The sequence below is a fragment of the Agromyces bauzanensis genome (assembly GCF_014645655.1).
GTDB lineage: Bacteria > Actinomycetota > Actinomycetes > Actinomycetales > Microbacteriaceae > Agromyces > Agromyces bauzanensis.
In genome coordinates, this window is sequence record NZ_BMMD01000001.1 from 228,083 (window position 1) to 243,597 (window position 15,515).

Genomic DNA, 15,515 nt, shown 5'->3' on the forward strand with positions numbered 1-15,515 from the left:
AGGGGCTAAGGTCCCGGTCGCCGGCAAGCCGTGTGCGTACCGTCGGACGTGCCGGCCGGCGCAGGACGTGTCGCGCGGCGAGGACATTCGAGGGGGATGACATGGACGAGCGTGCAATGGACGTGCTGGTGGCCGGATATCCGGACATCGACACGGCCCGACGGGACTTCGACGCGCTGGTCGAACTCGTGAGGGCGAAGACGGTGCGGATCGAGGGCGCGATCCTCGTGGTGCACGAGGCCGACGGCGAGGTGACCGTCGCCGACACGGGCGACCACCTCGGTCGCAGGGGTGCTGGCTGGGGCGCGGGTGTCGGACTCGCGGTGGGTCTGTTCGCGCCGGCCCTGATCCCCGCGATCGCCGTCGGTGCGGCTGGCGGCGCCCTGGCGGGCGTCTTCACCGACCACCGCCTGAAGAGCGGGATCGCTGACAGCATCGGCGCGAACCTGCCGCCCGGGCGGGCGGGCATCGTCGCCGTGTTCCACGACGAGCACCGGCTCGCGGTCGAGCAGGCGCTCCCGGGATCGCCGGCGAAGTCGATCGCGCAGTCCGACGGCCGCAGCATCTCCCGGCTGAAGGAGTCGCTCGCCGAGGCGGCCGGGAAGTTCGCGCCCGACCGCACCGTGCTGCCGCTGAAGGACCCGTCATTCGGCGGCACGGCCGGCCGCACCATCGACAAGTCCGTCGCGGACTGGACCGTCGTCATGACGCCGAAGCCACCCGCGGGCGCCCCGAACGTGCTCGTCGTGCTCATCGACGACGCCGGCTTCGGCAACCCGAGCACGTTCGGCGGACCGATCGACACGCCGAATATGACGCGCGTGCAGCAAATGGGCCTCACCTACAACCGATTCCACGTCACGGCGATCTGCTCGCCGACGCGAGCGGCGCTTCTCACCGGGCGCAACCAGCACCGGGTCGGCTTCGGCTCGATCGCCGAGTACCCCGGACCGTTCCCCGGCTACACGGCCGCCGTGCCCAAGAGCTGCGCGCCCGTCGCCCGGGTGCTCAGGGACAACGGGTACGTGACGGGCGGCTTCGGCAAGTGGCATCTCACGCCGGACAACGTGCAGGGCGCGGCCGGCCCGTTCGATCGCTGGCCGAGTGGCTGGGGCTTCGACCACTGGTGGGGCTTCCTGAGCGGCGCCGCGGGGCAGTACGACCCGATCATCACGCAGGACAACGCGACAATCGGCGTCCCGGAGGGTGCCGACGGGAAGCAGTACTACTTCCCCGACGACATCACCGACAAGGCCGTCGAGTGGCTGCACGCGGTGCGAGCGCAGGACGCCGAGAAGCCCTGGTTCATGTACTACTCGACCGGCTGCGCGCACGCCCCGCACCACGTCGAATCCGAGTGGGCCGACCGCTACAAGGGGAAGTTCGACGCCGGCTGGGACGAGTACCGGAAGACGGTGTTCGCGCGGCAGCAGGAGCTCGGCATCGTGCCGCAGGACGCCGAGCTCACCGAGCGGCCCGACCTGTTCCCCGCGTGGGACTCGCTGTCGGATGCGGAGAAGACGCTCTACGTACGACAGATGGAGGTGTTCGCGGGCTACTCCGAGAACGCCGACTGGAACGTCGGGCGGCTCATCGACTCGATCGAGGAGATGGGCGACCTCGACAACACGCTCATCTTCTACATCTGGGGCGACAACGGCGCGAGCATGGAGGGCACCATCACGGGGTCGTTCAACGAGCTCACCTTCCTCAACGGAGTTCCGCTGACGCCTGAACAGCAGCTCGAGCTGATCGACCGGCACGGCGGCATCGAGGAGCTCGGCGGCGTCGACACGGCACCGCACTACGCCGCGGCGTGGGGCTGGGCGGGGAACACCCCGTTCAAGTGGGGCAAGCAGACGGGCAGCCACCTCGGCGGGACGCGCAACCCGATGGTGGTCGCGTGGCCCGACCGCATCCCCGGGGGTGGAAAGCTTCGCTCGCAGTTCACGCACGTGATCGACGTGGGTCCGACCATCCTCGAGGCGGTCGGGCTGCCCGAGGCGAAGTCCGTCGACGGCATCGAGCAGGAGCCGATGGACGGCACGAGCTTCGTCCACACCTTCGACGATGCGGCCGCCGCGGAGCGCCACACGGTGCAGTACTTCGAGTCCATGGGCTGCCGCGCGATCTACAAGGACGGCTGGTGGGCCTGCGCCCGGCTCGACCGGATCCCGTGGGATTTCTCACCCGCGACCATCGCGAAGCTCGCACCGGGCGTGTACGACCCCGAGCAGGACACCTGGGAGCTCTACTTCCTCCCCGACGACTTCACTCAGGCGCACGACCTCGCCGCCGAGCAGCCCGAGAAGCTCGCCGAGCTGAAGGAACTCTTCTGGCAGGAGGCCGAGCGCAACAGGGTCCTGCCCCTGCTCGGCGGCATGTCGGTCTTCTTCGGCATCCTCCCGCCGCTGCCCACCACGACCCGGTTCACCTTCCACGGCGACGTCCAGAACGTGCAGCGCGGCATGATCCCCCGCATCTACGGGCGCTCCTACGCCATCGAAGGCGAACTAGTCGTGCCCGAGGGCGGCGCGGAGGGCGTGATCGTCGCGAACGCCGACGAGATCGGCGGGTTCGCGCTCTGGGTCGACGGCGACGGGCTCCTGCACCACACCTACTCGATGCTGGGCGTCGAGCAGTACCGGCAGGTGTCGACCGAGCCGCTGCCGACGGGCGAGGTCGCAGTGCGGATGCAGTTCGACGCCGACGAGGTCAAGCCGGGCACCGGCGGAACGGCGTCGCTGTGGGCGAACGGCACGAAGATCGGCGAGGGCCGCATCGACCGCACCGTGCCCGTCGCGTTCAGCTCGTACTCCGGCATGGACATCGGGCGCGATAACGGCCTCGTCGTCGACGCCGCCTACAAGGACCGGGCGCCGTACGCGTTCACGGGCGACGTGCGCACGGTCGTGTTCGACCTCAAGCCCGCGCCGCACTCGGTCGAGCAGCAGCTGCACCACGCCGCCGGCGCAGCCGGGGTCGGCTCGGGTGCAGCGGGCTAGCGCGTTCTGCGTCGCCCGGGGTGGGTGAACAGGATGACGATGCTGAGGAGCAGGACCCACGCGGGGAAGAGCAGCGGGGTCCACTCGCGCTCGCCGGATGCGAGGATCAGCACCAGCGCGACGAGATAGCCGAGGTAGAAGACCCAGCGGGGCACGGATGAGGTCCGCAGCCCGACCGAACTCACCGACAGGGTGAAGACCGCCGCCATCCGCATCGCGTACACCGAGACGATCGTCTGGGTGCTGCTGCGGCTGAACGCCCACAGATCGGCGTTCGCATTCGGGCTCGCGACCATCTCCAGCATGCTGACCGACGTCACGGCTCCGACGAACAACATCGCCAGGAACAGCAGGCCGCTGCCGAGGAAGACGGTCGAGAAGAGCCGATCCTCGATCTCGGCCAGCTGCTCGCGCACCACTCCGATGAACCACAGGAACGCGATGCCCGCGAACGGCACCAGATTGAGGCCCCACAGGATGAGGGTCCTCCGCCTGGCATCCGAGCGGAACTCCTCGAATCCGCCTTCCGATGCCGCGAGGCGCAGGAGGATCATCGCCGCCATGAGCAGGAGGGCGAACGCGATTCCCGCAAGCGCCGCTCCGCGCCGTGTCCGCCAGAAGGGTGGAGTCGCAACCGGGGGTTCGGTCGCTCCTGCACTGAGATCATCCGTCATGACGCTCCTCAGCCCTCCTCTTCTCCGCCTTTTCCGTCGTGAGTCGGCGACGCAGTGTCGTCGAGCATGGGCGCCTCGGGATGACGACGCGGGAGTCAGCGCACGGCCACGTCGGCGACCGCGCCGCCCGGCTCGGGTCCGCGTGCCGCCTCCGCACGGCCGTACCGTGCCGCGAGGGGTGCCGCGCTGGCGCCGTGCGCGACGACGCTGAGGAATACGGTGGCGGCGATGACGGTGACGGCGAGGGCGGCGTCGGATTCGCCCAGTTCCTCCAGCGCGAGCAGGGCGAATACCAACGATGCGAGCCCCCTCGGACCGAACCAGCCCACGAACAGCACCGTGTTGCGGTCGAGGCCCGACCCGATCGTCGCGATCGCGACCGGGAGCATCCGCACGATGGTGAGGCTCAGGACTGCGTACAGCACCAGGGCCGGGCTGAGGCGGTCCAGGAGAATCGGGATCGCGATCGCACCGAAGGCCAGCCAGACCAGAAGTGAGACCAGGCCGCTGGCCTGCTCGAGGAATACCAGTTCCGCCCGGCCGCGACGCCCCGCGGTCGCGCCGAAGGCGAGCCCGCCGCAGAACGCCGCGACGAATCCGTTGCCGCCGACGACGACGGCCAGCACGTAGGAGACGAGGGCGAGCGCCAGGACGGCGATCCCGGCGAAGTCCTCGGCGACCCAGCCCATGCGGCGTGTCAGGCGCAACAGGGCGCCGCCCGCTCCGCCGATCACGACGCCGATGAGCGCGCCGATCGCGAGTTGCGCGAGGGCCGTGGCGAGGCCCGCTGCGCCCTCCACGCCCTCGACGGCCGCCGCACCGGCGATCGCGAACATCACGACGGGCGTCGCGATGCCGTCGTTCAGGCCGCTCTCGACGGTGATCAGCCGTCGTATCCGCGACGGCACGGCCGGGTTCGTCACAACAGGCACGCCGAGCGCCGCGTCCGTGGGGGCGAGCGCCGCGGCGACCAGCAGCGCGAGCCAGCCGTCGAGCTCCGGGAAGAGCCACCTCGCCAGCCCCCACCCGGCGAGGATGGTGAGGGGCAGGCCGATGCCGAGCAGGCGGGAGTACCGGCCGAGGTCGGCGCGCAGGTCCTGGACGCGCACTCGTGCGGCATCGGAGAAGAGCACCCAGACCAAGGCGATCTCGGCCAGCGGCTTCAGCGTCTCCGGCGCCGCGCCGGCGTCGACCAGCCCGAGGCCCACCAGGCCCGCGCCGAGGGCCGTGAAGACGATCGGTGCGGCGAGGTCGGCTCGCTCCAACCGAGCCGCGACGGTTCCCCAGAGGAAGATCGCCGCCAGCACCAGCAGCACCGCCACCGCGTCCATTCCCACCTGCCTCACTGCGTCGTCGCTGTGACCGCACGGCGCCCATGCCGAGGTGGTCTCAGCATCTCTGTGGGTCGACGGGAGAGAGGGGCCATTGGTCCTGTCGCTCCGTCAGGTCGGGACCTTCGCCCCGACGGGCGGTGCGGTGCGGTGGGAGCATGTCGGCACGGAGGCCCATGATGAATCGACCGATGAGCTCGGCACCCATCCCGTTCACGAGCGACGACTACGCGGCCCGGATGGCTCGCGCGGTCGACGATGCGCTCGCGGCGGGACTCGACGGCGTCATCGTGACGCCCGGACCTGACCTGGCGTGGCTCACGGGCTACCGCCCCACCGCCATAACGGAGCGACTGACCATGCTGGCCCTCGCGCCCGACGTGCAGCCGACGTTGCTCGTGCCCGTGCTCGAGCGACCCGATGCCGAGGCCGCCGAGGGCGCCGCGAGCGTGGCCATCGTCGACTGGGTCGACGGAGCGGACCCCTACGAGTCGGCCGCTCGACTGCTGCGCCACGAGGGGCGGTTCGGGATCTCGGATTCGGCGTGGGCGATGCACCTGCTCGGGTTGCAGTCGACCCTGCCCGACACCCGGTACCGGGCGTCGAGCCAGGGCCTGCCCATGATGCGCGCGATCAAGGACGCCAACGAACTCGCTCGTCTGGCGATGGCGGGCGCCGCTGCCGACGCGACCTACGGAGAGATCGTGAACGTGCGGTTCGCCGGCCGGCGCGAGACGGAGGTGGCGGCAGACCTCGACGCGCTCCTGCGCGAGTTCGGGCATGAGCAGGTCGACTTCACGGTCGTCGGCTCGGGCCCCAACGGGGCGAACCCGCATCACGAGGCCGGCGATCGTGTGATCGAGCAGGGCGATGCGGTCGTGCTCGACTTCGGCGGCCTCATGCACGGCTACGGGTCGGACACCACCCGCACGGTCTGCGTCGGCGAGCCGTCTGCGCTGGTGCGGGAGGTGCACGAGATCGTCAGGCGGGCGCAGCAGACGGCGTTCCAGGCGGTGCGTCCGGGAGTGCCGTGCCAGGAGGTCGACCGGGCTGCCCGGGCGGTGATCACCGACGCGGGGTACGGCGAGGCGTTCATCCACCGCACGGGCCACGGAATCGGCGTGACCACCCATGAGCCGCCGTACATGGTCGAAGGCGAGGAGCAGCCGCTCCGGCCCGGGATGTGCTTCTCGATCGAGCCGGGCATCTACCTCGCCGGGCGCTTCGGTGTGCGCATCGAGGACATCGTCACGGTCACCGACACGGGCGGCGAGCGGTTCAACAACTCCGACCACGGCCTCCACATCGTCGAATAGGAGGCGGCCCGCGGTCTCGCCTCTTCGGTTCTCAGAGGGCCGGCCGTCATGACTCGATCGGTGCGCCGCTGACGGCGGGCACGGTGACGGATGCCACCTCCTCGAGTTTCGGGTGCAGCTCGTCGTCGCTCACCACCACGCCGGTGTGCCACGTCAGCTTCAGTCCGTCGGGTCCGTCCTGCAGCAGGACCAGGTTGTTGTCGAACCACGGACCCTTCACGGTGTGCCAGCGGAACGGGGCATCTGGAACCTTCACCGAGCGCGCGGCCGCCGCGCCCACCGGGGTCGCGGCGCCGTACGACATGACCACCGCGAACCAGCGCAGGAAGCGGGGGAGCGGGTTGCGCACGGGCGAGCAGACCGACTGCAGGATGCGCCCGCCGCCCTCGCGTTCGACCTCGGCGAGATAGGAGAAGTGCACGTCGCCCGACAGGAACGTGACGGTTTGTGGGGCCGGGCCGCGTTCGCCGTCGGCGACCTCGGTCACCATGCGGGCCACCGCCTGGAAGCTGTCCTGGAACGCCGCCCAGTGCTCCAGGTCGACGGCCTGCCGCAGTCGCTCGCCGACCCAGGCAGCCGCCCTTCCCCACGCGCCCTGCGCGATCGCCTCGTCCCACGCCTCGACATGGTGCAGGCCCATGGGCAGGAGGAACGGCAGCGACGTGGCCACCATCACGTGCCGGAACCCGCCGCGCAGCCGGTCGTCGAACCACGCGAGCTCCTCGGCGTCGAGCAGCCCTCGGGCGGACGGCGTGAGGTCGCGCGCGGCCCGCGAGTCGACCACGATGAGGCGCACGTCATCGACGTCGCGCGAGTAGCTCCAGCGGAAGCTCGTGGGGTCCTGATCGGCCCGGTCGGCGAACGCGTCGAGTGCCTCGCTGAGGTCGAGTTCCTCGGTGCCGTGGTGCGCAGCGACGCGCTGCCACAGCTCGTCGTCGGCGCGCTCTTTCGGCGACAGGTTGCCGAGGTGCTGGTACACCCAGTACGACGCCAGGCCCGCGACGATGCGGCCGTGCCACCACGAGGTGGCCTCCATCCTCTTCTTCCAGTCGAGCGAGGCGTTCCAGTCGTCGCGCACGTCGTGGTCGTCGAAGATCATGGCGGTCGGCACGGTCGAGAGCAGCCACCGGTTCGCCTCATCCGACCAGGCGAGCCAGTAGAGGTGCGCATACTCCTCGAAGTCCTTCAGTTCCTTGCCGGGTTCCTTGCGGATGTCACGCCGGGCCCGGATGAACTCCTGCATTTCCTTCGACGTCAGGTCGGCGTAGACCTGGTCGCCCAGGAAGAGCAGCAGATCGGGTCGGATGTCGCGGCCGGCCGCCATCGCCGAGGCGAACGTGCGCATCGAGTCGACACCGTGCGTGCGGTTGCCCGAGCGGTCGTGCGGCACGCTCGTGCGGCAGGAGCCGTAGGCCATCCGCAGCGGTCGGCCCGGCGTTCGCGTGACGATCAGGGGTGGCGGGTACTCGGATTCGGGCTCCGGCCACGCCTGCTCCCCGTCGAGCTCGACGCGGTACGGGTGCTCCGTGCCGGGCTCGAGGCCGTCGAGCTCGACGAGGGCGTAGTGGTGGCCGTGCACCGCGAACGTGCGGGCGTGCCACGTGCGCCCGTCGCGGTGGACGCTCACCCGGCAGTCCGCGCGCGTCTCGACCCAGACGCTGGCGGAGGTCTCGTCGACGTACCGCAGCATCGGGCCGAGTACGAGGGGCGATGCTGACATGGATTCCGTTCTATCGCGCGAACCGGCGGCGTGGCCACGGGTTGACGCGGCGGCGGTGCCCCGTCACGAGGGGCTTCGTCACGCCAGACGCGTGCCGTCGACGCGGCCGAGTTGACAACTCTCGATACCCGGGGGGTATTATGAGTGATACCCCTAGGGTATCGACGTCGATGAGTTCGTCGCCCATCGACTCGCGATCTTGAGACAAGGAGCCGACATGCTGTTGGAACGCATCTATGACGAGGACCTCGCCCAGGCCGGCTATTTCGTCGGCTGCCAGGCGAAAGGCCAGGCGATCGTGGTCGACCCGCGTCGCGACCTTGACGTGTACCTCGAGCTCGCGCGCAAGAACGGCATGACGATCACCGCGGTGACCGAGACGCACATCCACGCGGACTACCTGTCGGGCACGCGGGAACTGGCGGCACGGACCGGCGCGACGATGTACGTGTCGGACGAGGGCGGCCCCGACTGGACCTACGGCCCCGCCTTCGACGGCGCCGTTCGCATGAAGCACGGGCACGAGATCACCCTCGGCAACATCGCCGTCACGGCGGTGCATACGCCGGGTCACACCCCCGAGCACCTGTCGTTCCTCGTGACCGACGGCGCCCAGGCAGAGGAGCCCGGCTTCATGCTCACCGGCGACTTCGTCTTCGTCGGCGACCTCGGGCGTCCCGACCTGCTGGATGAGGCCGCGGGTGGCGTCGACACTCGCTTCCGCGGCGCGCACGATCTCTTCGTGAGCCTGCGCAACCGGTTCCTCACCCTGCCCGACTACGTCCAGGTGCTACCCGCGCACGGGTCCGGGAGCGCGTGCGGCAAGGCGCTCGGCGCGATCGCATCGTCGACCGTCGGATACGAGCGGGCGTTCTCCTGGTGGAGCGGGTACCTGCGTGACAACGACGAGCAGGGATTCGTCGACGAGCTGCTCAGTGGCCAGCCCGACGCGCACGCCTACTTCGCGCGGATGAAGGTGCAGAACAAGGTCGGACCGGCGGTCATCGGCGAGTCCGACGAACTCGCCGAGTACACGCCCGAGCGGCTGCGCGCCGAGCTCGCCGCCGACGAGGTCATCCTCGTCGATACGCGGCACAACACGGCCGTGCACGAGGGCACCGTCGCCCGATCGCTGAACATCCCGGGCATCGCCAAGGCGGCGAGCTACGGGGCGTGGGTGGTCGACCCCGAGGTCGAGCAGCGACCGCTCGTGCTCCTGGCCGCCGACGTGAACGAGGCGACGCAGCTGCGCGACCATCTGGTGCGCGTCGGCATCGACTCCGTCGCCGGGTTCATCGCCTCGCTCGAGGGCGTGGACCTGGTCGCACCCAGGCTGCTGCAGCCCGAGGAGCTCCCCGGGTTCGACTACGACCTGCTCCTCGACGTACGCAACCGGACCGAGTACGCGGAAGGGCACCTGCCCGGTGCCGCCCAGCTCAGCGGCGGTCGCGTGATGTGGCACACCGATGAGCTGCCCGAGCACGGCACCATCGTCACCTACTGCCAGAGCGGCGTGCGCAACAGCGTCGCCTCCAGTGCCCTGCGCCGCGCCGGATACGACGTCGTCGAGCTCGACGGCTCGTACCTCGGCTGGACCCGGGTTCCCGGCAATGTGCCGGTCACCGAGGCATCCCCCGTTTCGAAGGCTGCATAGGAGGCGACCATGGCGGACATCACCGTCGCACAGGTCCGGGAGCGCCTGGGCGGCGCCGACCAGCTCATCGACGTACGCGAGATCCACGAGGTCGCCGAGGGCATGGTTCCGGGCGCGAAGAACATCCCGCTCGGCACGCTGCCGTCGCGGCTGGGTGAGATCGACCGCGCTCGGCCGGTCATCGCGATCTGCCGGTCGGGCAACCGATCGCGTCAGGCGACCGAGGTCCTGAAGACCGCCGGCTTCCGCGTCGACAACATGGAGGGCGGCATGATCGCCTGGTCCCGGGCGGGACTGCCTGTCGATCGGTGACACCCTCCCCGCAGCGTGGCCCGCACCTCACGGTCGCGGGCCACGCCGCTGAACACCCACGGAAGTCGGTACATGGAAATCGGACTCGTCATCGCGCTGCTGCTCGCGGTGCTCGTCGGCGTGGCGCTCGGGCTCATGGGCGGCGGCGGGTCGATCCTCACCGTGCCGATCCTCACCTACGTGCTCGGCATGGGCCCCAAGGAGGCGATCGCGGCATCCCTGTTCATCGTCGGGGTCACCAGCGCCGTGAGCGTCTTCTCGCACGCACGCGCCGGACGAGTGCGGTGGAAGACCGGCCTCATCTTCGGCGCCGCCGGGATGGCCGGCGCGTTCCTCGGCGGCATCCTCGGCGGCTACATCCCCGGCCCCGTCCTCATGGTCCTGTTCGCCATCATGATGATCGCCACGGCGACCGCCATGATCCGCGGCCGCAGGAAGACGGCCGACCCGACCGGCGAACCGCGAACGCTGCCGGTGGCGCGCATCCTCCTCGACGGATTCGCGGTCGGCATCGCCACCGGGCTCGTCGGCGCCGGAGGCGGATTCCTCATCGTTCCGGCCCTGAACCTCCTGGGCGGACTTCCCATGGCGGTCGCGGTCGGCACGTCGCTGCTGGTCATCGCGATGAAGTCGTTCGCCGGCCTGAGCGGCTACCTCCTCAGCGTGCAGCTCGACTGGCCGGTGGTGCTCGCCTTCACAGCGATCGCGATCGCCGGCTCGTTCATCGGCTCGGCCCTGGCCGGGAAGGTCCCCGAGACCGCGCTGCGCAAGGGCTTCGGCATCTTCGTGCTCGTCGTCGGCGGGTTCGTCATCTTCCAGGAGGCGCCCGCGCTGGTCGCCCTCTTCTCGGGCGGCTGACCGACCGCGCAGCAGGTCGATCCTGCCGCGGCTCGCACCTGGAGTGCGCGACGGAGTGGGCCCGCTGGCGCGCCAGCCTGTGGATAAGTCCGCGGCGGGGCATCCGCTCGCCGCCAATATGGTGCGCATGACCGACCCCGTGCGCACGATCGCCGAGCGGGTGCGCACGCGGGTGCTCCGCGACGGGGTCGATCTCATCGGCGACGGCGCGCTCGCCGCCCGCTATGCCGACGAGGAGGTGCGGCGGTACAGCGAGCGTGCACTCGCCGGTGCGCACGCGCAGCTCGGCGACGAGCCGGGCACGGCACGCGACGTCGTGGCGGCCATCACCGGCTACGGACCGTTGCAGCCGTTCTTCGACGACCCGACGGTCGAGGAGATCTGGATCAACGCGCCGACGCGCGTGTTCGTCGCGCGTGACGGCGTCGCCGAGCTCACCACGGTCGTGCTCTCCGACCGCGAGGTGCGCGAGCTCGTCGAGCGGATGCTCCAGCACTCGGGTCGCCGGGTCGACCTGTCGTCGCCCTTCGTCGACGCGTCCCTGCCCGACGGCTCGCGGCTGCACGTCGCCATTCCCGACGTCACGCGGGCGCACTGGGCGGTGAACGTCCGCAAGTTCCATCGCAGCATCCGCACGCTCGGCCAGCTCGTCGAGCTCGGCTCGCTCACCCGGCAGGCAGCGGAGTTCCTGCGCATGAGCGTGCTCGCCGGCGCCAACATCCTCGTCTCGGGGGCGACGCATACCGGCAAGACGACCATGCTCAATGCCCTGATGTCGTCGGCGCGTCTCGACGATCGCGTGGTGACGGTCGAGGAGACGTTCGAGCTCGAGCTCGGCGTGCGCGACGTCGTGGCGATGCAGTGCCGCCAGGCGAGTCTCGAGGGCACCGGTGAGATCACGCTCCGCCGCCTCATCAAGGAGGCGCTGCGCATGCGCCCCGACCGGCTCGTCGTGGGGGAGGTGCGCGAGGCCGAGAGCCTCGACCTCCTGATCGCCCTGAACTCCGGCTTGCCGGGCATGTGCACCATCCACGCCAACACCGCGCGCGACGCGCTCGTGAAGCTGTGCACACTGCCGCTCCTGGCCGGACGCAACATCGACGCGTCGTTCGTCGTTCCGACGGTCGCGAGCTGCATCGACGTCGTGGTGCACCTCGGCATCGAGCGCGACGGCTCGCGCCGCGTGATGGAGATCGCGGCGGTCACGGGAGCGACGACGGATTCCGCCATCGTCGCCGAGGCGATCTTCGACCGTCGCCGAGGCGCTCTCGAGCCGACTGGCGCACGACCCGTGCGCCTCGAGAAATACGCGGCTGCAGGGCTCGACCCCGAGATCGTGCTCGGACGGGCCGTCGCATGAGCCTCATGCTGGGCGCCGTGCTCGGTCTGGGCGTGCTCCTCGTGCTCTCGCCGCTGCTGTGGCCGGCGCGGGCGGACACGCGCTCCGAGCGGAATGGAGCGCTCGCCGCTGTTCGCGACGTCCTCTCGCTTGCAGGACTCGGTGCCGTGCCGCTGCCCGTCGTCGCCATCGTCTGCGGCGCGCTCGGCATGCTCGTCGGGGCGCTCGCGCACGCCGTGTTCCAGGTGCCGGTGCTCACGGTCGTCGCATCGGTGCTCGGGGCGTCGATCGTGCCGATGCTCGCGAGCGCCCGCGCCGAGCGGCGCCGCGCTGCCAATCGCGCGGTCTGGCCCGATGTCGTCGATCACCTGGTCGCATCGGTGCGAGCGGGGATGTCGCTGCCCGACAGCGTGGCCGCACTCGGCGGGCTCGGGCCGGCGCCGACCAGGGCCGCGTTCGCCGAGTTCGACGCCGACTACCGCCAGAACGCCAACTTCACGCTCTGCCTCGACCGGCTGAAGTCCGCCCTCGCCGACCCGACCGCCGACCGCATCCTCGAGACGCTGCGGATGGCACGCGAGGTCGGGGGCAGCGACGTCACCGCGGTGCTGCGGGGACTCGCCGGCTACCTGCGTGAGGATGCCGCACTTCGCGCGGAGGTCGTCGCCCGCCAGTCGTGGATCCGGAACGCGGCGCGGCTCGGCGTCGCCGCCCCTTGGCTGCTCCTGCTCATACTCGCCTCGCGCCCCGAGACGCTCGAGGCCTACGACTCGGCGGCTGGGAGCATGCTGATCGTGGTCGGCGTCGCCGTCACGCTCGTCGCCTACCGCGCGATGATAGCGCTCGGACGCCTCCCGGAGGAGCGAAGATGGTTCCGCTGAGTGCGGTGTCGCCGCTCGGCATCGCCCTGGGCATCGTCCTCGGGATCGGGCTCTGGCTCGTCACGTCCGCGGTGCCGCGCATCGGACGCCCCCGCCTCATGGAGCGCGTCGCACCGTACGTCGCCGACCTCTCGCCCGAGGCGCGCGCCTTGCTCGCCCGCCGATCTGCGGATCCCACCCCGGTGCTCGGCCTCGTCGTGATGCCCGCCGCTCGTCGATTTCGCTCGTTCCTCTCGGCATGGCTGGGCGGCGGTGAGGCGGTCGCCAGGCGCCTGCGCCAGGCCGGTTCGTCGGCATCGGTCGAACGCTTCCGCGGCGAGCAACTCGCATGGGCTGCCGGGGCGTTCGCGGTCGCCTCGGCACTCGCGCTCGTCGTGCCGACATTCACGGCCATGCCGGCGATGGTGCGGATCGCCTTCCCGTTCGTGTCGGCGGCGCTCGGCGCAGTCGTGCGCGACTGGATGCTGCAGCGACGTGCGCGTCGACGGCTCGCCCGCATCTCCTCCGAACTGCCCACGGTGCTGGAGTTCCTCACGTTGAGCCTCACCGCGGGCGAGGGCATGCTCGACGCCATCCGACGCGTCGCGACGGCCGGTTCCGGTGAGCTGCCCGGCGAGTTCGCACGCGTCGTCACCTCGGTCGGCGCCGGGGCGTCGCTCGGGCGCGCGCTCGCCGACCTCCGCGACGAACTCGACCATCCGGCGCTCGCTCGTGCCCTCGACCAGGTGCTGGGCGCACTCGATCGGGGCGCGCCGCTCGCGACCGTACTGCGCTCCCAGGCGGGCGATGCGCGCGAAGAGGCGAAGCGCACCATCATCGAGCTCGCCGGCCGCAAGGAGATCGCGATGCTGGTGCCGCTCATCTTCTTGATCCTTCCCGTGACGGTGGCCTTCGCCCTGTTCCCGGGTTACCTCGTTCTCCAGGCGGGCTTCTGATGCCGGCCCGCACGATGAACCATCGACACACCCGAAGGTGTACCGACGAGAGGAATGACCATGACCATGCCGAACCGGATCATCGAGCGCCTGCGCGAGGAACACGGCGACGTGCCCGGTTGGGTGCTCATCACGCTCATGACGGCCGGGCTCGTGATCGTGATCTGGGGTCTCGCCGGGCCCGCGTTGAGCGGCGTCTTCGACCAGGCGATCAGCCGGGTGCTCGGGTTCTGACCATCCTGATCCGGGACGAGCGGGGGTCGGCCGTGGCCGAGTTCACGCTCGTGGGCGTGCTGCTGACGGTGCTCGCCCTCGCGGTGGTGCAGCTCGCGCTGGCGTTGCACGTACGCAACACGCTCCTCGATGCGGCCGCAGAGGGCGCGAGGTACGCGGCGCTCGCTGGTTCGTCCGCCGCCGACGGCGTAGCGCGCACGCAGGACCTCATCGCCGCGGCCATCTCCGCAGACTACGCCGACGGCGTCAGCGCGACGTCGACGTCGATCGGAGGGATCCCCGCGATCCAGGTGACGGTGCGGACGACGCTCCCCGTCGTCGGCCTCCTCGGACCCGAGCGCGCATTGGAGGTCTCGGGCCATGCAGCGGTCGAGACGGTCGACTGAAGACGGCTCGGCGTCGCTCGAGTTCCTCACGGTCGGCGTCATCCTGCTCGTGCCGCTCGTCTACCTCGTGCTCGCGGTCGCCGCCGTGCAGGCCGGCGCGCTGGGCGTCGAGGGTGCCGCGCGGCAGGCTGCCCGCGTCGCCGTGCTCGCGGCCGACACGGACGCATCGGATGCCGCGGTCGATCGTGCGGTGCGCATCACGCTCGCCGACTACGGCATCGACGCGGCCGCGGCATCCGTCAGCGTCGCCTGCGACCGCGCCGACTGCCTCGAACCAGGGGCGAGGGTCAGGGTCTCGGTGGTCGCCCGCGTGGAGCTGCCGCTCGTGCCCGACGTGCTGTCGCTCTCGACGATCGCGAGCGTGCCGGTCGAGGCGACCGCGACGCAGACCGTGTCGCGGTTCGCGGGGGTGCGACCGTGATCGCCGGCCTGCGCTCGCGCTTCGGCGGCGACGATGGGGGATCGACCCTGCTGCTGACCATCTCGTACTGCGTGCTCGGCCTCGCGATCGTGCTCGTGGTGGCCTCGGCGACCACGCTGTACCTCGAACGCAAGCGGCTCCTCACGATCGCCGACGGGGCCGCGCTCGCCGGGGCGGAGGCGTGGCAGCTCGACGCCGTGCGGGTCGACGGCGACCGGCTCGCGGTCGAGCTCGACGACGCCGAGGTGCGTGCCGCCGTCTCGGCGTACCTCGGTGATGCGGCATCCGGTCTCGACGACGTCGAACTCGTGCGCGCGGCATCCGACGACGGACGCAGCGCCACGGTCACCCTCCGCTCGGCGTGGCGGGCACCGATCGACACCGAACTGGTGCCGATGGTCGTGCCGATCGAGGTGACCGTCACGGCGCGGTCGGTGTTCCACTGAGGG

The 15,515-nt window shown here is 70.6% G+C and carries 15 protein-coding genes; 12 read left to right on the forward strand and 3 right to left on the reverse strand.

Annotation, left to right across the window (positions count from 1 at the left end; all coding sequences use genetic code 11):
- Positions 1-101: 101 nt before the first annotated feature.
- On the forward strand, positions 102-3,005 hold the full coding sequence (locus IEX31_RS01110) for an arylsulfatase (RefSeq protein WP_188741582.1): 2,904 nt from the start codon (positions 102-104) through the stop codon (positions 3,003-3,005).
- Here IEX31_RS01110 and IEX31_RS01115 read toward each other — a convergent pair.
- Together IEX31_RS01115 and IEX31_RS01120 are read right to left on the reverse strand one after the other, a co-directional pair.
- Positions 3,002-3,679, reverse strand: coding sequence for a hypothetical protein (locus IEX31_RS01115; protein WP_188741583.1), 678 nt, complete (start codon positions 3,677-3,679; stop codon positions 3,002-3,004). The two genes, IEX31_RS01110 and IEX31_RS01115, sit on opposite strands and share 4 nt — an antisense overlap.
- A 95-nt stretch (positions 3,680-3,774) precedes the next feature.
- On the reverse strand, positions 3,775-5,010 hold the full coding sequence (locus tag IEX31_RS01120) for a cation:proton antiporter domain-containing protein (protein ID WP_188741584.1): 1,236 nt from the start codon (positions 5,008-5,010) through the stop codon (positions 3,775-3,777).
- A 191-nt stretch (positions 5,011-5,201) separates the two neighbouring features.
- Between IEX31_RS01120 and IEX31_RS01125 the strand changes: the two genes are divergently transcribed.
- Positions 5,202-6,326 (forward strand): aminopeptidase P family protein, encoded by a 1,125-nt coding sequence (locus tag IEX31_RS01125; RefSeq protein WP_188741585.1) that lies wholly within the window; start codon positions 5,202-5,204, stop codon positions 6,324-6,326.
- 46 nt (positions 6,327-6,372) lie between these two features.
- Here IEX31_RS01125 and IEX31_RS01130 read toward each other — a convergent pair whose 3' ends face one another.
- Positions 6,373-8,046, reverse strand: a complete 1,674-nt coding sequence (locus tag IEX31_RS01130) for an alkaline phosphatase D family protein (protein WP_188741586.1) — start codon at positions 8,044-8,046, stop codon at positions 6,373-6,375.
- 217 nt (positions 8,047-8,263) lie between these two features.
- Between IEX31_RS01130 and IEX31_RS01135 the strand changes: the two genes are divergently transcribed.
- The 10 genes from IEX31_RS01135 (at position 8,264) to IEX31_RS01180 (ending at position 15,512) form a co-directional block, all read left to right on the forward strand.
- Complete coding sequence (locus tag IEX31_RS01135; RefSeq protein WP_188741587.1) at positions 8,264-9,700, forward strand: MBL fold metallo-hydrolase; 1,437 nt, start codon at positions 8,264-8,266, stop codon at positions 9,698-9,700.
- Positions 9,701-9,709: 9 nt separating this feature from the next.
- On the forward strand, positions 9,710-10,012 hold the full coding sequence (locus IEX31_RS01140; RefSeq protein WP_188741588.1) for a rhodanese-like domain-containing protein: 303 nt from the start codon (positions 9,710-9,712) through the stop codon (positions 10,010-10,012).
- Positions 10,013-10,084: 72 nt separating this feature from the next.
- The gene (locus IEX31_RS01145) at positions 10,085-10,870 is read left to right on the forward strand and encodes a sulfite exporter TauE/SafE family protein (RefSeq protein WP_188741589.1); all 786 of its coding nucleotides are present in this window, start codon (positions 10,085-10,087) and stop codon (positions 10,868-10,870) included.
- Between the two features lie 127 nt (positions 10,871-10,997).
- Positions 10,998-12,230, forward strand: coding sequence for a TadA family conjugal transfer-associated ATPase (locus tag IEX31_RS01150; protein ID WP_425549679.1), 1,233 nt, complete (start codon positions 10,998-11,000; stop codon positions 12,228-12,230).
- The gene (locus IEX31_RS01155) at positions 12,227-13,090 is read left to right on the forward strand and encodes a type II secretion system F family protein (RefSeq protein WP_188741590.1); all 864 of its coding nucleotides are present in this window, start codon (positions 12,227-12,229) and stop codon (positions 13,088-13,090) included. The genes IEX31_RS01150 and IEX31_RS01155 overlap by 4 nt, the downstream gene beginning before the upstream one ends.
- Positions 13,078-14,025 carry a type II secretion system F family protein gene (locus IEX31_RS01160; RefSeq protein ID WP_188741591.1) on the forward strand — a complete coding sequence of 316 codons (948 nt, stop codon included), beginning with the start codon at positions 13,078-13,080 and terminating at the stop codon, positions 14,023-14,025. Before IEX31_RS01155 ends, IEX31_RS01160 begins: the two co-directional genes overlap by 13 nt.
- 54 nt (positions 14,026-14,079) lie before the next feature.
- A complete protein-coding gene (locus IEX31_RS01165) occupies positions 14,080-14,259 on the forward strand; it encodes a hypothetical protein (protein ID WP_188741592.1) in 180 nt (59 codons plus the stop codon).
- A 32-nt stretch (positions 14,260-14,291) separates the two neighbouring features.
- On the forward strand, positions 14,292-14,645 hold the full coding sequence (locus IEX31_RS01170) for a TadE/TadG family type IV pilus assembly protein (protein ID WP_229662016.1): 354 nt from the start codon (positions 14,292-14,294) through the stop codon (positions 14,643-14,645).
- Positions 14,620-15,066: a hypothetical protein gene (locus IEX31_RS01175; RefSeq protein ID WP_188741593.1), complete on the forward strand. Its 447-nt coding sequence runs from the start codon at positions 14,620-14,622 to the stop codon at positions 15,064-15,066. Before IEX31_RS01170 ends, IEX31_RS01175 begins: the two co-directional genes overlap by 26 nt.
- Positions 15,063-15,512 carry a pilus assembly protein TadG-related protein gene (locus IEX31_RS01180; RefSeq protein WP_188741594.1) on the forward strand — a complete coding sequence of 150 codons (450 nt, stop codon included), beginning with the start codon at positions 15,063-15,065 and terminating at the stop codon, positions 15,510-15,512. The genes IEX31_RS01175 and IEX31_RS01180 overlap by 4 nt, the downstream gene beginning before the upstream one ends.
- Positions 15,513-15,515 lie beyond the last annotated feature (3 nt).